This window comes from Pseudomaricurvus sp. HS19 (assembly GCF_009857815.1).
In the GTDB taxonomy this organism is placed as follows: Bacteria; Pseudomonadota; Gammaproteobacteria; order Pseudomonadales; family Cellvibrionaceae; genus Pseudomaricurvus.
Map to the genome: position 1 here is coordinate 132,284 of NZ_WVVW01000003.1, position 18,632 is coordinate 150,915.

The window sequence follows — 18,632 nt, forward strand, 5'->3', positions numbered from 1 at the left end:
CCCTTTTGCTTGTCTACAACGCTGTTGATCAATAGAATGTGGGCGCTGTGGGAGAACTGCCGGGCTTTTGAAGAAAGGTGAATTGCTTTGACTAAAGAGTTTCAGCGCTTCTGCGCAGTGGACGCCGTGCCAGCCAATGGTAAGAAAGCTGGTCGTGTAAATGGTACGCCGGTGCTGGTGGTTAACACCAAGGGCAAGCTGTTTGCGGTATCCGCTGTCTGCTCCCATCAGGAGAAATTTCTGACCGCTGGTCGGGTGCGCAATTGCCGCATTACCTGCCCCCTGCACGGGGCGCAGTTCAACCTGGAGACTGGTGAGGCCATGTGCCTGCCGGCCACCAAGCCCATTGCTACCTATGAGGTGCGGGTGGTTGATGACTGGATTGAAGTCGCGGTCTGAGCCTTATCGGGCAGGCCCGCCAGGTGTCTCGGCTATACTGCCCTGACACCACCCGCTTCCGCATCCCCGGTTCCACCGGTCAGACGTTATCGACCCGGCAGTGATCTGCCCGGGCTCCCAGCGAGTATCGATATCAGAATTATCAAGCGATATAGGTTTACAGATGAGCTCAGAAAACAGTACTGACCTGCTGCGTCAGGAGGTAAGAGCCTGGCTGCAGGAGAATGTGCCGGCCGGTTGGCGTGAGGCCATGACCAACGTCGATCAGGAACTCTTTTTCGAAGCCCAGCGCGACTGGTTCAAAAAACTGTCCGCTGCTGGCTACGCCACCCCCCACTGGCCGGAAGGCTGGCCGGGCGGCGGTCGCTCCCTCGCCGAGCAGAAGGTGATTTACGAAGAGGTGGCCCGTGCCGATGCGCCGCGTCTGATTCTCTATTTCGTGGCTCTCTATCACGCCGCCTGTACCCTAATGGAGTGCGGCAGCAAGGAGCAGCAGGAGAAGTACCTGCCTGGCATCCTCAATGGTGAGATCTGGTGTCAGGGCTTCTCCGAGCCCAACGCCGGTTCCGATCTGGCGTCCCTCAAGACCAAGGCCGAGCGCCGTGGCGACAAGTACATCATCAACGGTCAGAAGACCTGGTCCACCATGGCCCAGTACGCCGATCGCTGCCTGCTGCTGTGCCGCACCGACAATTCCGGTCCGCCCCAGGCTGGCCTGACCTACCTGCTGCTGGACATGAAATCCCCCGGTGTCTCCGTGGTGCCGATTCACCAGATCACCGGTGACGACGAGTTTGCCGAAATCTTCTTCGACGACGTGGAAGTCTCCGTGGACGACCTGGTGGGCGAAGAGGGCAATGGCTGGGCCGTGGCCCAGGCGACCCTGGCCTCCGAGCGTGGCCTGACCCTGGTAGAGCTGAGCCAGCGCATGCGCTACTCCCTCTCCTTCCTGGCCGAAGCCATGCAAGCCAATGGCACCAGCGAAGATCCGGTGTTGCGCCGTGAGCTGGGCAACGTGATCGCCCGCGTCGATGGCGCCTGCGCACTGGCTGACCAGTACCTGCTGAAGCGTATTTCCCATCAGGAGCAGGTGGGTGACGCCTCCCTGGTGAAGCTCTATTACGCCCAGGCGCTGCGCGCCTACACCACCCTGGGCCGCAAGATCGCCGGTCTGGACGGCATGTTCGACCCCGGCTTTATGCGCGGTGCTACCCAGGAGACCGGTAACTGGCCGCTCGACTTTATGAACTCATACAACTGGTCCATCGCCGGTGGCAGTAACGAAATTCAGCGCAACATCATCTCCGAGCGCATGCTGAAGATGCCGCGCGAGCCCAAGAGCTGGAAGTGGGAAGGAGGTAGATGATGAACGAATTTCTGAAAGAGCTGCAGGACTCCGCCCGCCAGGTAATGGAAGGCGCCGGTACCCCGGCCAAAGAGGAGTCCACCTGGGGTCAATTGGTTGAACTGGGCTGGCTGCTGACTGCGGTACCTGAGGAGCTGGATGGCCTGGGCCTTGGTGCCGACGCCCTCTGCATGCTCAGTGGTGAGCTGGGTCGCAACCTCTCTGAAGCCCCCTTCCTGCCGGCAGCACTGGCGATCGAAGCGCTGGTACAGAGTGGCCTGGAGAACAAGGCCGAGCTGTTGGCGGGCCTGACCATGGGTGGCGAGCTGGCCACCGCGTCACTGGCGGGCTCCGATGTCACTGCCTCCGGCAGCGGCGACAGCCTGACACTGAACGGTAAACTGGTGGCGGTACAGTCAGCGGACAACGCCAGCCAGCTGCTGGTGTGGAGCAACGACAGCCAGTGCGTGGCACTGGTGGCTGCCGATCAGGCCGCGGTTGAAGCCGTGTCCCGCCCCGGCTGGGATGTTACCCGACGCCTGTTTGACGTCACCCTCAACGGCGCCGCCGGTGTGGCCCTGGCTCAAGGTGCGGAAGCCGAAGCGCTGGTAGCGCGCCTGCTCAACCTGCGTGACTTCGCCATGGCGGCGGATTCCCTCGGTGGTGCCAACGCGCTGCTGGAGCTGACCATCGTGCACCTCACCGATCGCGTGCAGTTTGCCCGTCCGCTGGCCTCCTTCCAGGCGCTCAAGCACCGCTGTGCTGACCTGAAGGTGGAGATTGCGGCGGCAGAAGCGCTGCTCAATGACAGCCTGCTGAAGATCGAAGGCCAGCTGGGCAGTGATGACGCCGTGTTCCGTGGCAAGAAAGCCAAGTACCTGGCCAGTGCTACCTACTCCAAGGTGGCGGAAGAGTGCCTGCAGTTGAGCGGCGGTATCGGCATGGCGTCCGAATATCCCTGTCACCTGTACCTGAAGCGTTCTATGCTGAGTGAGCACCTGGGCAGCCAGGGCAGCTACGAGGCGGATATCGCTGAAGCCTTTCTGCGTCAGCTGTCGATTTAAGGCAGCGCCGCGATGAGCCCGAAAGGGCTCAGAACCTCCGCGTCAGGCGCCCTGCGGGCCCTGCCGCTGCCCCCGAGGGGGTATTTGCCGGCCGGTTTTGCCGTGCGCGGAATGTCGATAAGATCGCATAAAGTGAGGAGATTCCCCCAACCCCGATGAATTAGCATGCTGGACTACTGTTTGATAGCGGTCTGGTAAATCGTCGGGCCTTTCTCTGGATCAGGGGGCCTCACTGCGAAGAATTCACATTAACTCACACGAAAATAGAGAAGGTGCGTATGTTTTCTGCAGTCGTAATTAACAAGGACGATTCCGGTCAAACCGTCGAAGTTGCTCAGCTGGATGAGTCCCAGCTGCCTGAGGGTGATGTCACCATCGACGTGGAATACTCCACTCTGAACTACAAGGATGGCCTGGCCATCACTGGTAGCTCCCCTGTGGTCCGCAAGTTCCCCATGGTGCCTGGTATCGACCTGGCCGGTGTGGTGAGCGAGAGCAACAGCGCCGAGTTCAAGGTTGGCGACCGTGTGGTCCTGAACGGCTGGGGCGTTGGTGAAGGTCACTGGGGCGGTCTGTCCCAGAAAGCCCGCCTGAAAGCCGACTGGCTGGTGGGTCTGCCTGCCGCGTTCAGTGCCCGTCAGGCCATGGCCATCGGTACAGCCGGCTACACCGCAGCACTGTGTGTGAATGCGCTGGTGAACAAGGGCGTGACTCCTGACCAGGGCGAGATCCTGGTGACCGGTGCCACCGGTGGTGTGGGCAGCTTCGCTGTCGCCCTGCTGACCAAGGCCGGTTACACCGTTGTGGCGGCGACCGGTAAGGCTTCCGAGGAAGATTACCTGAAGAGCCTCGGTGCCAGCGCTATCATTGACCGTAACGAATTGACTGAGAAAGGTAAGCCCCTGCAGAGAGAACGCTGGGCTGGTGTAGTCGACTCCGTTGGCAGCTTCACCCTGGCCAACGCCTGTGCACAGACCAAGTACGGCGGCGCGGTAGCGGCCTGCGGTCTGGCCCAGGGTCCTGACTTCAACACCACCGTAATGCCGTTCATCCTGCGTGGCGTTGCCCTGCTGGGTATCGACAGTGTAATGGCACCCAAGGGTCCACGTATGGCCGCCTGGGAGCGTCTGGGTCGCGATATGGATCAGGCCACTCTGGACCTGATCGGTGGCAGCACCGAGCTGACCCTGGCTGAAGCCATTCCTGTTGCAGCCGACCTGCTGGCTGGCAAGGTTCGTGGCCGCGTTGTGGTTGACGTAAACAAGTAATCACACCCGCCACACCTGCAATGCCGGAGCCCGCTTACGGGTTCCGGTGCTTGCGCCACTGTGAGAGGCATCATCCCGGTGCCTCCGCAGTCTCTTGCCCTCTGCTGTCTGCTCCTTCGGGGTCGGGCACTGCCCTGCACGCCACTGCGCGCCTTTCTGATCAGTTACCCATACAGTCCGGGCCTGTTTTGCTGCAGCCCGCATACTGGCTATAACAACATCGCTGTCTGAGTCGACAGGCTCGCTCGCTGGTTACCAGCAATGGCAGTCAAGGTTTGATCTGGAGGAGTAATCCGCATGTCCGATGAGAATAAAGTAGAACTTGATCTGAGTGATCTGGACCGCCTGGTGGGCCAGGAAGTGGTCTATGCCGAGCTGTGGGAGCCTTGTAACGCTACCGACATCCGCCGCTGGGCTATGGCGATGGATAACCCCAACCCCATTCACTGGGATCAGGAGTTCGCTAAAAACTCCAAGTTTGGCGGCATTGTTGCGCCCCAGTCCTTTGCGGTATGCATGGACTACGGTCACGGCTGTCACCCGGCAGGCGTTGGTAAAATCCCCGGTTCTCACCTGATCTTCGGTGGTGAAGAGTGGTGGTTCTACGGTAACCGTATCAAGCCGGGTGACAAGCTGACCCAGAAGCGTCGTTTCGACGGCTATGACCTGAAAGAGACCAGCTTTGCCGGACCTACCGTGTTCCAGCGCGGTGACACCGAGCACCGCAACCAGCACGGTCAATTGGTTGCCCGTGAGCGTGCGACTTCCATCCGCTACCTGCGTGAAGAAGCCAACAAGCGTGCCGTGCACGGTAAAGAGCGTGCCACTCCAAGACGCTGGACCAAGGAAGAGCTGAAAGAGATTCACCAGATCCGTCACGAGTGGCTGATGTCCAACCGTGAAGGTAAAACTCCACTGTTTGAAGATGTGCAGGTTGGCGACAAGCTGCCACGTAAGGTGATTGGTCCTCACTCAGTAGTGACCTTTGTTACCGAGTACCGCGCCTTTACCCAGAACATGTGGGGTTCCTGGCGCTGGAATGTGCCTGAGGGCAAGTACGACCCAGCTACTGAAGATGCCGGTTTCGCTGAAGATATGACCTACGATCACGAAGCTCGTAAGGTTGACCCACGTATGGGTGACGGCTTGTACCACGGTCCGTCAAGTGGTCACGTAAACCTGGAGAAAGCCGAAAACATCGGTATGGGTGGTATGTACGGCTACGGCGCCTCCATGAACGCCTGGCACCTGGACTACATCGCCTACTGGGCCGGACACGACGGCTTTATCTGGCACTCCAACACCCAGTTCCGCAGCCCGGCCTTCGAAGGTGATATCACCTACATCGACGGTGAAGTGGTGGAGAAGATTGAGAAGTCTTCATTCGGTTGCCCGGTGGTAAAAGTGAAGGTTCGTATGACCACTCAGGACGGCGAAACCATCCTCACCGGTACGGCCGAAGTCGAGCTGGCCCAATAATAGCTCTGCGACAGGGCTTGTTTGTTAGACGCCGGGCCTGATCGGGCCCGGGGTGTTCTGCTGTTACAGGATGCGTGCTGGAATCATGGCGAATTCATCTCTCTCTCTTGTGCGTGCTATGCCATTGGCTGAAGAGCCAGGCATGGGTGCATTGACTGTTCCCGGATATTTGAAAGAAGTGACACAGCGTTTCGGTGATAACGAAGCGGTTGTCATGCATAAAGCGGACGGTGTTGAGCGTTGGAGTTACAACGATCTTTATGCCAGGTCACTGGAAGTGGCCAAGGCTCTGGTGGCCGCCGGTGTGGGCAAAGACACCCGCGTCGGTATGCTGATGACCAACCGCTCGGAGTTCCTTAGCGTGATGTTCGGTACCGCGCTGGCCGGTGGTGTGTTTGTGCCGCTGAGTACCTTTTCCACCCCGGTGGAGCTGGAGCACCTGTTGAGTGTGTCGGGTATCTCCATCCTGATCTACGAAGACCAGGTGCTGAAGAAAGACTTCACCGCCATCATTGCCGGTATCGAGCCAGCCATTAAATCTGCCCGAGCCGGTGAGATCAGCTCCGCCAAATTCCCCTTCCTGACCCGCATGGTGAGCATGGCCGGCGTGACCGCTGTCGGTGACGCCGAGCTGCCGGCGGCCTCTGTGGCTGGGATTGAAGCCTGGGAGGATTTCCTCAAACTGGGTGCCGATGTCAGTACCGCAGTGGTGGATGCCCGCGCCGACCTGGTGACGCCGGCGGATACCGGCGGCCTGTTCTTCTCCTCCGGCACCACCAGCCTGCCGAAAGGTATCCTGCACCTGCAGCGCGCCTTTGCCGTGCAGTTCTGGCGCTGGCCGCGCCTGTGGGCGCTGGACGAGCCGGCCCGCTGCTGGACCGGCAACGGCTTCTTCTGGTCCGGCCCGGTGACCATTCTGGTAGGTACCGCCTTCTCCACCGGTGGTGCGCTGATCATGCAGCCGCTGTTTGATGCCGACGAAGCCCTGAAGCTGATCAAGGCAGAGCGGGTGAGCCTGATGAACGGCCGTCCACACCAGTGGGCGCGTATGCAGTCCTCACCGCTGTGGGCCGATGCGGACTTCAGCAGCCTGAAAAACGTCACCAAGGGCGAGATCATTCTCGAGCACCCTACCGCCAATACCGACTGGGAGATGCCCAACGCTTTCGGTACCACCGAAACCATGGCCATCATGACTTCGTTTGTCTCCGGTGACGCCGCCAACAAGGATCGCAGCAACTTTGGCAAACTGCTGCCGGGCAACACCATCAAGGTGATCGATCCGCAAACCGGTGCGCTGGTACCCATGGGTGAGCGCGGTGAAGTGTGCATCAAGGGCGCGACCCTGATGCAGCGCTACCTGGGCAAGGCCCCGGAAGAGTGCTTCGACGAGGAGGGCTTTTACCGCACCGGTGACGGCGGCTACATCGATGCCGAAGGTCACCTGTTCTGGGAAGGCCGCATGAACGATGTGATCAAAACCGGTGGTGCCAATGTGTCGCCGCTGGAGATCGACACCGCCATCGCCAAGTTCCCGGGCGTGAAGCGCACCCAGACCGTGGGTGTTCCGCACGAGACCCTGAGTGAAATCGTGGTGGCCTGTATCGTGCCAATTGATGGCCAGAGTGTGGACCCGCAGGCACTCATCAGCTACCTGAAAGAGCAGCTGGCCAGCTTCAAGGTGCCGCGCGAGGTGCTGGTATTTACCGAAGAGGAGTACCCGCTCACCGGTAACGAGAAAGTCAAAGCCGGCGACCTGAGGAAACTGGCGTGTGAACGTCTCGGTGTGGAGAACAAGGCGGCTCTCAGCTGAGTGGCCTGACTTGTACTGCACCGCCCCGGAAGGGTGACAGCTGAACGGTTGTCACCCTTTTGTTTTTCCGGCTCCGGGGTTAATGGAGGCTTTGCGCTGGCTGGATCTGCGCCGCGGAGTAGGGGGCATCGGTGTGTTGGCTGCTCTCTTCCAGTACCTGCAGCAGCTGTGACGTCAGGGCTTCCCAGGCGGCCTGCTCGGCACCGGCTTCCGGGGGGATGCTCTCCCCGACCACGGCGGCCGTAACCTCCAGCAGGCCGGCGTACCAATGCGGTGGCACCTTGAGGGTGTAGTGGTGGTGGGGGACGGAATGGGCGAGCATTACCTCAATGCTGCCCGGATCCGCATACCAGTCCATCAGGCAGTAGAGTGCGTTCTGCACCATATCGCCCTCCAGCTGCTGTTGCTTACCGAGGCCGTGATGCTTAAAGCTGGCCTCCATCTCAGGGAAGCGGTGGTAGAGCTGCTGAATAACCAGCGGCGTAATGTCGCCCACCTGTTCTGCGGTGCGGGTCAGTGTGGCTTCAATCAAAGCCTGCTGGTTGTCGCTGGCCATAGGCCGCTAACCTCCGCCGGCCCAGCCGGGGTAATAGGGATTGTTATTGTCCTGACGCCACTCTAGCGCAACGGGCGCACCCGGCCCTGACACAAATCAATCGCTGCCCAATCACCTGGCGGGTGTCTTGCTGCTCCAGCAGGAGCTGGGCGGGGGCAGGCGCGGTTTCGCAGGCGCGAAAAGCGGCCCGCAGCCACCCCGATCCCTGACAACACCCGCTATACTGGTCGTCTTTGGCTGCCGGCAGCAGGTAGCACTTTTCAGACCTGGTAGCCATGACCGCTTCAGCTTTGCCCTCACACGACAACAACTCCCGCGCCGCCCTGCCGGCGGTGATAGCCATCGCCATTGGCTACGTGCTCAATCCCGTTAACAGTTCCCTCGTGGTAACCGCCTATCCCCATCTGGCAACGGTGTTCGACGTTCCCTATTCGTGGCTGTCGGCCATGGTGATGTACTTTATGGCCGCCACCGCGGTGGCGCAGCCGCTGGCGGGCGGCTTGGGTGATTTTCTCGGCCGCAGGAATATCTTCCTGGTGGGCATTTCGGGCTTTACCCTGGCCAGCGGGCTGGCGGGTTTTGTCAGCAGCTTCAACGCGCTGCTGGTGTGCCGGGTACTGCAGGCCGTGTTCTCCGGGCTGATTATGGCCAACGGCGTGGCGCTGCTGGGGCAGGTGGTGCCGAAAGAGAAGTTTGGCTTTTACCTGGGGGTGTTGACCTCGGCGGTGGTGACCGGCACCGCCACCGGCTTTCCACTGGGTGGCCTGTTGCTGCAGCTGTTCGATTGGCACATCCTGTTCTGGATCAACGTGCCCTTCGGCCTGCTGGCACTGCTGCTGGCGCTGCTGTACCTGCCCCGGGATGAGCCGCGACAGGCCCACTTCACCATCATGAGTTTTATGGGGGTGCCTTTCGTGCCGCTGGCGTTTGGCCTGCAGGCCTTTATCCAGGGTGGCGAGTGGTGGTTTTACGGGCTGGCGTTGGCGCTGGCGGTGGTGGCCCTGGCCTGGGGGATCCACCGTTCCCGCAGGTCCCGTGAGCAGTTTGCGGCCATTAACCGCCTCAATTTTCACCTGGCCGGATTGATGGCGTTTCTGGTGTCGGCGGTGCAGTTCGGGGTGTTCTTTATGCTGCCGGCCTGGATTGGCGTCTCGCTGGGCATCGAAGGCGGTCTGCTGGGGGCCTACATGTCCATCCTGTCGCTCACCATGCTGGTGACCAGTCCCATGGCCGGGCGCTGGATCGACCGGCGTGGCCCGGCGTTGTTACAGCTGCTGATGCTGGCGGGGGTGCTGGGTGCCCTGTTGTTATTGATGTTTACCCTCAACAAGGTGACCTTCGGGTTGGCCCTGATGGCGCTTGGGGTTGGCGGCGCCCTGTCGCAACTGATCAGCCAGTGGGGGGCTCTGGCCGCCGTACCGGACAGCTCCAAGGCGCTGGGCAATGGTATCTACAACAGCGTGCGTTCGGCCGGCAGCCTCAGCGGTAATGCGCTGGCGGCGCTGGTACTGCTCAGCTATCAACCTGTCACTGCGGCGGCGGGTGTGAGTGTGCTGCACTGGCAGTTGCTGGTGTTTTTTGTGCCGCTGGTGGTCGTGGTACTGTTGCTGCGGCGCGCCGCCAGACCCCGCCAGACGTTACCCCCCATCAAGGAGCCCTCATGAGCCATCCATACCACCAGCTGGTACGCGACTTCTTCACCCAGCTGGCCACAGGCACCATCAGTGATGAACTGCTGTGCGATGACATTACCTTCTGGAGTGTGAACTCCGGTTTGTCCGACACCGCGCGGTTTAAGGCCGGTATCCGTGCCCTCAACGCCATTGTGGATGGTCAGATTAGCTACGAGATTGAGTCCATTACGGCGGAAGAGGATCGCGCCGTGGCGGTCATCAACTCCCACGGCACCCTGATCAATGGCGACAAAACGGCCAACAACCACGTCTTCGTCATGACGATTCGCGACGGCCGGGTGGCCCATGTGAAGGAGTTTATGAATGTGGATGTGGTGCGGGAGAAGATCGCACCACTGCTGCAACAGGTGATGGCCGCCGCCCAGCAGTAAGCCGGGCGGACCGGGGTCAGTTGGCTGCCTGTTGTGCTGATGGCGCGCAGGGATCACCGGCGCACTGTTGAACCTCAATGGTGACGTGGGCCAGCTGGTGATGTTTCATCAACAGCTCCCGGTAGTGTTCCACCGGCTTTGGCTGGTGGGTGACCAGGGCAATGATGGCGGCGTGGTGGCTGCCGCTCACCCGCCACACGTGCAGATCCGACACGCGGTTGTCGGCGTCACTCTCAATGGTTGCGCGAATGGCATCGCTGAGGGCCGTATCCACACTGGCGTCCAGCAGGATGGGGCTGGTCTGCTTCATCAGGCCCCAGGCCCAGCGGGTGATAATCACTGCGCCGACGATACCCATCAGCGGGTCCAGCCAGCTCCAGCCCAGGGTCTTGCCCGCCACCAGCGCCACAATTGCCAGCAGTGAGGTCAGGGCATCCGCCAGCACGTGCATGTAGGCGGCGTGCAGGTTGTGGTCCTTGTGGTGTTCATGGTCATGCTCATGATGGTGGTCATGGTCATGGTCATGGTCATGATGATGGTGACTGTGGCCATGGTGGTCGTGATGGTGGTGATCCTTCAGCAGCCAGGCGCTCACCAGGTTTACCAGCAGGCCGATCACCGCCACCGCGATGGCTTCGTTAAAGCGAATGGTGTGCGGTTCGATAAGACGCTGGGTGGACTCCAGCAGCATCATCAACGCGACGATGGCCAGTGCCACGGCACTGGCAAAGCCCCCCAGTACATTGACCTTGCCGGTGCCAAAACTGTAGGCCGGGTTGTTGGCGTGTTTGCGCGCGTAGCTGTAGGCAAACAGGGTGATCATAAATGCCGCTACATGGGTGCCCATGTGCCAGCCATCCGCCAGCAGGGCCATGGAGCCGTAGACACTGCCTGCCACAATCTCAATCACCATGGTGACCAGGGTAAGCCACAGCACGTAGCGGGTGCGCTGTTCACCGCTGCTGTTACTGGTGCTGAAGTTGTGGTGGTGGCGCTGTTGCTCCAGGGTGTGTTGATGCATCTTGCTTCTCAGTGGCGATGTTTGGTCAATGGCGATGTTTGGCTGTTTGGCTGTTTGGCTGTTGGGTGGCTTGCAGGTGGCAGTTTGCCAGCGGTGGGCTATCGCGGCCAGCCCCGGATCAGGCTTCAGCGGGTGGCGGCGCGCTGGATTCCCGCACCTTGAGTGTCAGCGGGCAGATGACGGTTCGCGGTGTATCGCCGCTGTTGGGGGTGAGCAGCAGGTTTACCGCCTCGCTCATCATCTGGTCAAACGGCTGGTGCACGGTGGTGATGGGGGGCCACATAACGCGGCTGATTTCGGCATCGTCATAGCCCACCACGGTCAGGTCGGCGGGAATGCTGAGCCCGTGGGCCCAGGCGTGGCTGATCAGTGCAGCGGCAATTTCATCGTTGTAGGCGCAGACCGCGGTGGGTCTGGGGTTCATGGTGAGCAGTTGTTCCCCCAGCAGGCGGCCCATTTCGGCCGGTGTCTGGCCGCGCCAATCCTGCTTCACTTCGGTCAGGTCTGCGGCCCGGAAGCCGCTGGCCAGCAGTGCTGCCCGCATATCCCTCTGTCCCGAGCCCAGTAGCGACGACACCAGCACCCGCCGATGTCCCAGCTGCCACAGGTGTTCCGCCAGCAGTTGCACCCCCTCGCCCTGAATATTGGTGACGGCATCGGAGCGCCCGGGGTCGGTCCCCGGCAACAGGCGCACATAGGGCACCTGCAGCCGCTCCAGCATACCCAGCACCGGTGCCTGATCACTCAGCTGTGTCAGGATCAGGCCGTCGCAGCGGGCCTGGCGCAGGGAGGCCTCCAGTTCCGCCAGTGAGCTGGCGGTGATCTCGGGTACTTCTTCCGCCATCAGGTGGTAGCCGCGGGCGCGGCAGGCGCGTACACCGCTGAAGTACATGGCGCGGAAGAAGTTGGCGTCCAGGCGCATACCCAACAGCCCGATCAGCAGGCTCCTGGAGGCAGCCAGGGAGCGTGCTGCCAGGTTGGGGCGATAGTCCAGTTCGTTAACCGCGCGATTGACCGCCTCACGGGTGGCAGGGCGTACGTGCGCCTCGCCATTGATGACACGGGAGACGGTTTTGGGGGAGACGCCAGCCAGTCGGGCCACATCCTCCAGAGTCACGGTGGTTTTCAAAAGGGCTATTCTCAGTTGATGTCCGCGGTGGGGAGTGCGCCGGATTATAGGCGATCCGGCACCTGAATCCCTCATTGAGCAGGCAGTGATAAGCTTTGTAACGCCGTTTGACAGCGCTGTCAAACGGCGTTAGCGTGTGTCACCAGCGGCGCCGCCCCGGGTTTGGCGCCTAAAACTACAAAGACTAAACCTACAAAGACAAAGAAGGCCTCGTTTATGTCTGCTCAGATGACTCTCCTGCACCGCCTCGGGCGGTCACTGCTGGGCGCTGTTTGCGGTGTGGCAGCACACACTGCACTGGCGGCAGCGCCGGCAACCGCGCCTGTGGATCCCCATTTCACCAAGCCCTTTATCGATCTGCAGGAGTGGCGGGATATCCCGGTACGCCACCGCTACGTCCATGGCGGCTTCGAGGGTACCGATACGCGGTTTTCCCTCTACCTGCCGCCCAAAGAGCAGTATGAGGGGCGTTTCTTCCAATACATCACGCCGGTACCGGACAGCGAGAACCTCTCCCAGGGCAAGAGCGGCGAAGAGGACAAGATCGGCTTCGCCATTGCCAGTGGTGCCTACCTGGTAGAGTCCAATGGCGGTGGTAAAGAGGGGATGGCGGTGCCCGGTTCCGGCATCGACGGTACCATTGGGGCCTACCGTGCCAATGCGGCCATTGCACAGTACTCCCGCGACGTGGCGAAGAAGTTTTACGAGACCGACGCCCGCCCCTGGGGCTACGCTTTCGGTGGCAGCGGCGGCGCCTACCGCACCATTGGCGGCATGGAGAATACCAGCGGTGTCTGGGACGGGGCGGTGCCCTTTGTGATGGGTTCGCCCATGGCCATTCCCAATGTCTTCTCGGTGCGCATGCACGCCATGCGCATCCTGCACGACAAGTTCCCGCAGATCCTCGACGCCCTCGAGCCCGGTGGCAGCGGTGACATGTACGCTGGCCTCAATGAGGAAGAAGCTGCTGCGCTGCGTGAAGTGACCGGCATGGGCTTCCCCCCTGGTTCCTGGTACGCCTGGGAGACCATGGGCGTACACGCTTTTACCGTGCTCTACCCGCCGGTCAAGGCGATGGATCCTTCCTACTTTAGCGATTTCTGGAGCAAGCCCGGCTACCTCGGTTTCAAACCACCCAAGTCCCTGCTGGAGGCCCGCCTGCAGCATCAGGACACCATCAAGCAGGTGCTGAGTGGAGCCGACCTCTACAGCATGGGTATCGATCTCGGCCACCAGGCCGGCGCCAGCAAGGCTGAAGAGGCCAAACAGAAAGAGCAGGCCAAGGCTGCGCTGGAGCGCTCCAAGGGTGACAAGGGCACGGCTGACAAGGCTTGGCAGGCCATGGAAGAGAAGGGCGCTGGCACCCCGGTGGCCATACAGTTGGGCAAGGCCCCCCGTGAGGTAGGCTTCCTGGGCGGTGACCTGGTGATCCTCAGTGGCGCTGCCAAGGGCAAGGTGCTGACCGTGCGTGCCCTGCAGGGTGACCTGGCAATCTTCGGCATGGCCGACCCCAAGGTCCTGCAGCAGTTGCAGCCCGGTGACGAAGTGCGCCTGGACAACAGCGACTTCCTCGCCCTGCAGACCTACCACCGCCATCAGGTGCCCGGTAAGGAGTATTCCGTCTGGGATCAGTTCCGCAACGACAAGGGTGAGCCCATCTACCCACAGCGTCCCATGCTGCTGGGTCCCATCTTTACCCGCGGAGCTGCAGGCACCGTACCCACCGGCAAGTTTGACGGCAAGATGATCCTGCTGGAGTCCCTCTGGGACCGTGAGGCTTTCCCGTGGCAGGCGGACTGGTACCGTGCGAGGGTCGAAGAGCACCTGGGTGGCGACATCGATAACCGCTTCCGCCTGTGGATGACCGATCGTGCACTGCATGGCGACCACACCCAACAGGATGACCCGACCCAGGCGGTCAGCTACCTGGGCACCCTGCAGCAGGCGCTGCGTGACCTCGCGGCCTGGGTGGAAGAGGGTATTGAGCCACCGGCCAACACCAGCTATCGCGTGGTGGAAGGCCAGGTGATCGTGCCGGAGACGGCTGCTGAGCGCCACGGTATCCAGCCGGTCGTGAAGGTGACTGCCAATGGCGCTGAGCGTGCCGAGATCAAGGCGGGCAAGAAAGTCACCCTGAAGGCGGTGATTGAAGTGCCGCCGGGCACAGGCACCGTTTCAGCGGCGGCCTGGGACCTGGATGGCAGTGGCGAGTTCGCAACCAGGGTTGACCCGTCGGACCTGAAAGTGAAAAACGGCAAGGTAACCGTCAAGCTCAAGCACCGTTTCGAGCAGTCCGGCACCTGGTTCCCGGTACTGCGCGCTACCTCCAGCCGCAGCGGCGAGGCCGACAGTCCCTATGCCCAGATCGGCAACCTGGGACGGGTGCGCGTCGTCGTTAAGTAACCCTGCCCAAAGCAGCCGCGACAGAGTGATCTGTCGCGGCTTTTTTTGTTTGTGAAAGTTTTGTCTAAGTAAGTTTGTTTCTGTGAGGAAAGCCCGTCCATGACCAACCCGGCAGTGACCGCCCTGCTCGAGCAGATGACCCGTGAGGAGAAAGCCGCCTTCTGTTGTGGAGAGGGGTTCTGGCACCTGAAGTCCAGCGAGCGCCTGGGTTTGCCTGCCATCATGGTGACCGACGGGCCCAATGGCCTGCGCAAGCAGGACACCTCCTCCGACAACCTCGGTATCCTCGACGCCCTGCCGGCCACCTGTTTCCCCAGCGCCGCCGGCCTCGCCTGCAGCTGGAGCCCGGAGCTGCTCCGCTCGGTGGGCGAGGCCATCGGCCGCGAGTGTCGCAAGGAGCAGGTGAGTGTGATCCTGGGGCCCGGGGTGGATACCAAACGCAATCCCCGCGGTGGCCGGAATTTCGAGTACTACTCCGAAGATCCGCTGCTCACCGGGCAGCTGGCGTCTGCCTGGGTGGCGGGCGTGCAGAGCCAGGGGGTGGGCACCTGCCCCAAACATTTCGCCGCCAACAACCACGAATCCAACCGCATGGTGGTGGATGCGGTGGTGGACGAGCGCACCTTGCGCGAGCTCTACCTGCTGGCCTATGAAATCCTGGTTAAGGAGGTGCAGCCCTGGAGCATCATGTGCTCCTACAACAAGGTGAACGGCAGCTACCTCTCGGACAGCCAGACCCTGCTGACCGATATCCTGCGGGATGAGTGGGGCTTCGAGGGCATGGTGGTGTCCGACTGGGGCGCTACCAATGATCGTATCGAATCCCTGAAGGCGGGCATGAACCTGGAGATGCCCTCCAGCGGCACCATCCACACAGAGCGCATCCTGGCAGCACTGGCAGATGGCTCCCTCAGCGACGCGCAGCTGGACCAGGCTCTGGCCCCGGTACTGGAGTTGATCCTCAAGGCCAAACCGGCACTGCAGCAGCCGGCGCCGGCTTTCACGATGGAGGAGCACCACCGGCTGGCGGCAAGGGCAGCGGAAGAGGCCTGCGTGCTGTTGCAGAACCGCGATGACCTGTTGCCCCTGCCTCAGGGCGCGTCGGTGGCGGTGATCGGCGCGCTGGCCAAAGAGACCCGCTATCAGGGTGCCGGCAGCTCCAAAGTGACCCCGACCCGTGTTGAACAGCCCTGGGATGAGTGTCTGGCGCTGCTCGGGTCGTCAGCGCGACTGACTTATGCCGCCGGCTATCCCCTGACGGGTGAGCCCACTGCCGGGATGTTCGAGGAGGCGCTTGACGTCGCCCGCGCTGCCGAAAAAGTGGTGCTGTTTATCGGCCTCACCCCGGAATACGAATCCGAGGGCTACGATCGCCCCCACCTGTCACTGCCAACCGCACAGCTGGCGCTGGTGGAGGCGCTGGCGCCGGTCTACCACAAACTGGTGGTAGTCCTGCAGAACGGCGCTCCGGTGGACCTGCCCTTCGCCGATAAGGTGCCGGCCATACTGGAGGCCTATCTGGGCGGACAGGCCGGTGCCTCGGCGCTGGCAAAAGTGCTGTTCGGTCTGGCGAATCCCAGCGGCAAACTGGCGGAGACATTCCCTTTGCGCTGCGCGGATGCCCCCTCGGACGCCTGGTTCCCGGGTGAGCCGCGGCTGAGCCAATACCGCGAAGGTCTGTGGGTGGGATACCGTTACTTCGATACGGTGGGGCAGCCGGTGCGCTACCCGTTTGGTCACGGCCTCTCCTACACCCGCTTCGACTATTCGGCGCTCTGCATCAATGGCGAGCTGGCTGTGGGGCAGGCGCTGCACTGCACGATGCAGGGTGAAGAACGGATCACCGTCAGCTTTACCATCACCAACCTCGGTGATCGTACCGGCGCCGAGGTGGCGCAATTGTATGTGGGCCAGGCCGCCAGTGGGGCACCGCGACCACTGAAGGAGTTGAAGGCCTTCGGCAAAGTCTTGTTGCGACCTGGCGAGTCGCAAACGGTTGAGCTGACACTGGACCGCCGCGCCTTTGCCTGGTGGTCGACGGAGAGGCAGGCCTGGCTGGTGGAGTCTGATGATTTCACACTCTTTGTCGGCGCATCGGTAGCGGATATTCGCCTGCAGCAGACCATCACCCTGCAGGGCGATGTGGCGCGCTTGCCCCGGGACCCGCGCCTGGCTCCATATTTTGATCCTGCCGGCGGCGACTTCAATGATGCGGCCTTTGAAGTGCTGCTGGGACGTGAACTGCCGCGCCCGATCGCGGCCACACCCTTCCATTTCAACTCCACCATCGGCGAAGTGAAGCACACCTTGTTGGGCGGCCTGCTGTTCAAAATGATGCTGAAAATGACCGCCAAACACGTGGGCAAGTTGAGTGAAGCGGAGACGCGCATGCTGCACGCCATTCTTGAGGAGATGCCGCTGCGCAATCTGGCCACCCAGAGTATGGGGCGTTTCAAGCTGACGGCACTGCAGAAAATGATTCATATCATGAACCGCAACTGGAAAGGCCTCTGGCGCGGTGACAGTGTGGATTATCGTTGAGCCCTCCCGGTGCATAAACAGATCAATCGGACATAACAATAATGAAACTGTTTTCTTTCCTGGCCCGATCGCTGTCGGGGTTTTTTATCACCCTGGGCCTGTTGCTGCTGTGCGCGATGTTATTTTTGGGCTATCGCATCGCCACTTTTACGCAGCAGGATAATCCGGAGTTGCTGGCGGGCAAGTCTGCTTACCTGCAGAAAGTTCAGGCCCAGGGTATTGCAGCCAGGCCCAATATTGTTTTTGTGCTCTATGACGATATGGGCTACGGCGATATCGGCGCTGGTGCACCACAGCCGTCACCGATTGCAACCCCGAACATTAACCGCCTGGCAGCGGAAGGCATCAGCCTTACCAACTTCTATTCGCCGGCGTCGGTCTGCACACCGTCCCGCGCCGGCTTTCTCACCGGGCGTCTGCCGCTGCGCGCCGGTCTGCCTTATGTGGTTTTTCCATCGGACGGTTGGCTGGATCGACTGTTCTTCAGGGTGATGAATCCCGCCCGCAATGTGCGCCTGCCTGTCGGGGAAATTACCCTGCCCGAGGTATTGTCGGCGGCGGGCTACCACACCGGCATGGTGGGCAAGTGGCACCTGGGTGACCGTTCACCCTCGCTGCCCAACGATTTCGGTTTCGACAGCTTTTTTGGTTCACACTACAGCAACGACATGACGCCATTTGAGCTGTACCGCAATCAACAGGTGGCCATCGCGGCACCCGTGGACCAGCGTCAGTTGTCGCAGCGTTACAACGAGGAGGTGCTGGGTTTTATCAACGCGGCCGGTGACAAGCCGTTCTTTCTCTACCTCGCTCACAACTTCCCCCATGACCCGCTGCACGCTGGTGAGCAGAGACTGGGGCAATCCGCGGCTGGCAAGTTCGGCGATGTGGTGGAAGAGCTGGACGAGGGCATTGGTGACCTGGTGGCGTCGCTGGAGATGAGCGGCAAACTGGACAACACCCTGATCATTATCAGCTCTGATAATGGTCCCTGGTTTCAGGGCAATACCGGCGGTTTGCGCAGCCGCAAGGGCAGCACTTTCGATGGCGGTATGCGGGTGCCGTTTATCGCCCACTGGCCGGCCGCCATCGCGCCGGGACAGGTCAGTGATGCCATGGCTATGGGCACCGACCTGATGCCGACACTGCTGGATATCCTGGATTTGCCTCTGCCGGATGATCGCTCACTGGATGGTCGCAGCCTGCGCGCCACACTCACCGCTGCAGCGGGCTCGCCCCACGACTACCTCTATCTGGTGGACGGCGAAACCCTGTTTGCCGTGCGCGACCAGCGTTTTAAATACCGTGCGGCCCTGCCTATTGCCTATGGCCAGGATGAGATGGGCATGGCGTTCCCGACGCCGCAAAAGGAGTTTCTGTTTGACCTGCAGGCAGACCCGGCAGAAACCTACGATGTCTCTGACCGTTATCCGCAGGAGCTGAAACGACTGCGGGCGGCTTTCCTGATCAAACGGCAGGCGTTGAAGACACTGGTCAGTGGCGGGGAGTCGTCGCTGTAGCCACTGGCCATCGGCTCTTGTCATTGAAC

Annotated in this window: 14 protein-coding genes; 11 read left to right on the top strand and 3 right to left on the bottom strand. The window is 61.3% G+C overall.

All coding sequences use genetic code 11. The annotated features are described in order from the left end of the window. Positions 1–87 precede the first annotated feature (87 nt). The 6 genes from GSF27_RS11245 to GSF27_RS11270 all read left to right on the top strand — a co-directional run bounded on the left by GSF27_RS11245 (position 88) and on the right by GSF27_RS11270 (position 7,368). A complete protein-coding gene (locus GSF27_RS11245; protein ID WP_160969034.1) occupies positions 88–399 on the top strand; it encodes a non-heme iron oxygenase ferredoxin subunit in 312 nt (103 codons plus the stop codon). Positions 400–562: 163 nt separating this feature from the next. After that, the gene (locus GSF27_RS11250; protein WP_160969036.1) at positions 563–1,765 is read left to right on the top strand and encodes an acyl-CoA dehydrogenase family protein; all 1,203 of its coding nucleotides are present in this window, start codon (positions 563–565) and stop codon (positions 1,763–1,765) included. Further along, a complete protein-coding gene (locus tag GSF27_RS11255) occupies positions 1,762–2,808 on the top strand; it encodes an acyl-CoA dehydrogenase family protein (protein WP_160969038.1) in 1,047 nt (348 codons plus the stop codon). Before GSF27_RS11250 ends, GSF27_RS11255 begins: the two co-directional genes overlap by 4 nt. A 278-nt stretch (positions 2,809–3,086) precedes the next feature. Continuing rightward, positions 3,087–4,076: an MDR family oxidoreductase gene (locus GSF27_RS11260; RefSeq protein ID WP_160969040.1), complete on the top strand. Its 990-nt coding sequence runs from the start codon at positions 3,087–3,089 to the stop codon at positions 4,074–4,076. A 297-nt stretch (positions 4,077–4,373) separates the two neighbouring features. After that, complete coding sequence (locus GSF27_RS11265; protein ID WP_160969042.1) at positions 4,374–5,555, top strand: MaoC family dehydratase N-terminal domain-containing protein; 1,182 nt, start codon at positions 4,374–4,376, stop codon at positions 5,553–5,555. A gap of 85 nt (positions 5,556–5,640) precedes the next feature. Continuing rightward, positions 5,641–7,368, top strand: coding sequence for a class I adenylate-forming enzyme family protein (locus tag GSF27_RS11270; RefSeq protein ID WP_160969044.1), 1,728 nt, complete (start codon positions 5,641–5,643; stop codon positions 7,366–7,368). 79 nt (positions 7,369–7,447) lie between these two features. On the opposite strand, the gene GSF27_RS11275 is transcribed toward GSF27_RS11270, so the two are convergent. Continuing rightward, positions 7,448–7,924, bottom strand: a complete 477-nt coding sequence (locus tag GSF27_RS11275; protein WP_160969046.1) for a hypothetical protein — start codon at positions 7,922–7,924, stop codon at positions 7,448–7,450. Between the two features lie 275 nt (positions 7,925–8,199). On the opposite strand from GSF27_RS11275, the gene GSF27_RS11280 reads away from it, so the two are divergent. Beyond that, positions 8,200–9,588, top strand: coding sequence for an MFS transporter (locus tag GSF27_RS11280; protein WP_160969048.1), 1,389 nt, complete (start codon positions 8,200–8,202; stop codon positions 9,586–9,588). Beyond that, positions 9,585–9,989, top strand: a complete 405-nt coding sequence (locus GSF27_RS11285; protein ID WP_160969050.1) for a nuclear transport factor 2 family protein — start codon at positions 9,585–9,587, stop codon at positions 9,987–9,989. The genes GSF27_RS11280 and GSF27_RS11285 overlap by 4 nt, the downstream gene beginning before the upstream one ends. 16 nt (positions 9,990–10,005) lie before the next feature. Here the strand turns inward: GSF27_RS11285 and dmeF are convergent, their stop codons facing one another. Beyond that, a complete protein-coding gene (gene dmeF / locus GSF27_RS11290; RefSeq protein WP_160969061.1) occupies positions 10,006–11,010 on the bottom strand; it encodes a CDF family Co(II)/Ni(II) efflux transporter DmeF in 1,005 nt (334 codons plus the stop codon). Between the two features lie 118 nt (positions 11,011–11,128). After that, entirely contained in the window at positions 11,129–12,139 is a 1,011-nt protein-coding gene (locus tag GSF27_RS11295; protein WP_160969063.1) for a LacI family DNA-binding transcriptional regulator, read from the bottom strand. 216 nt (positions 12,140–12,355) lie between these two features. On the opposite strand from GSF27_RS11295, the gene GSF27_RS11300 reads away from it, so the two are divergent. From GSF27_RS11300 to GSF27_RS11310, 3 genes are all read left to right on the top strand, one after another. Continuing rightward, a complete protein-coding gene (locus GSF27_RS11300) occupies positions 12,356–14,542 on the top strand; it encodes a hypothetical protein (protein WP_202410407.1) in 2,187 nt (728 codons plus the stop codon). A 99-nt stretch (positions 14,543–14,641) separates the two neighbouring features. Further along, positions 14,642–17,083, top strand: coding sequence for a glycoside hydrolase family 3 C-terminal domain-containing protein (locus GSF27_RS11305; RefSeq protein ID WP_160969065.1), 2,442 nt, complete (start codon positions 14,642–14,644; stop codon positions 17,081–17,083). A 41-nt stretch (positions 17,084–17,124) separates the two neighbouring features. Beyond that, complete coding sequence (locus GSF27_RS11310) at positions 17,125–18,603, top strand: sulfatase (protein WP_160969067.1); 1,479 nt, start codon at positions 17,125–17,127, stop codon at positions 18,601–18,603. Positions 18,604–18,632 lie beyond the last annotated feature (29 nt).

What these genes read in the sequence shown, in the direction of transcription:
- GSF27_RS11250 (WP_160969036.1), top strand. Translation starts at nt 563, where the DNA reads ATGAGCTCAGAAAACAGTACTGACCTGCTGCGTCAGGAGGTAAGAGCC.
- GSF27_RS11255 (WP_160969038.1), top strand. Translation starts at nt 1,762, where the DNA reads ATGATGAACGAATTTCTGAAAGAGCTGCAGGACTCCGCCCGCCAGGTA.
- GSF27_RS11260 (WP_160969040.1), top strand. Translation starts at nt 3,087, where the DNA reads ATGTTTTCTGCAGTCGTAATTAACAAGGACGATTCCGGTCAAACCGTC.
- GSF27_RS11265 (WP_160969042.1), top strand. Translation starts at nt 4,374, where the DNA reads ATGTCCGATGAGAATAAAGTAGAACTTGATCTGAGTGATCTGGACCGC.
- GSF27_RS11270 (WP_160969044.1), top strand. Translation starts at nt 5,641, where the DNA reads ATGGCGAATTCATCTCTCTCTCTTGTGCGTGCTATGCCATTGGCTGAA.
- GSF27_RS11275 (WP_160969046.1), bottom strand. Translation starts at nt 7,924, where the DNA reads ATGGCCAGCGACAACCAGCAGGCTTTGATTGAAGCCACACTGACCCGC.
- GSF27_RS11280 (WP_160969048.1), top strand. Translation starts at nt 8,200, where the DNA reads ATGACCGCTTCAGCTTTGCCCTCACACGACAACAACTCCCGCGCCGCC.
- GSF27_RS11285 (WP_160969050.1), top strand. Translation starts at nt 9,585, where the DNA reads ATGAGCCATCCATACCACCAGCTGGTACGCGACTTCTTCACCCAGCTG.
- dmeF (WP_160969061.1), bottom strand. Translation starts at nt 11,010, where the DNA reads ATGCATCAACACACCCTGGAGCAACAGCGCCACCACCACAACTTCAGC.
- GSF27_RS11300 (WP_202410407.1), top strand. Translation starts at nt 12,356, where the DNA reads ATGTCTGCTCAGATGACTCTCCTGCACCGCCTCGGGCGGTCACTGCTG.
- GSF27_RS11305 (WP_160969065.1), top strand. Translation starts at nt 14,642, where the DNA reads ATGACCAACCCGGCAGTGACCGCCCTGCTCGAGCAGATGACCCGTGAG.
- GSF27_RS11310 (WP_160969067.1), top strand. Translation starts at nt 17,125, where the DNA reads ATGAAACTGTTTTCTTTCCTGGCCCGATCGCTGTCGGGGTTTTTTATC.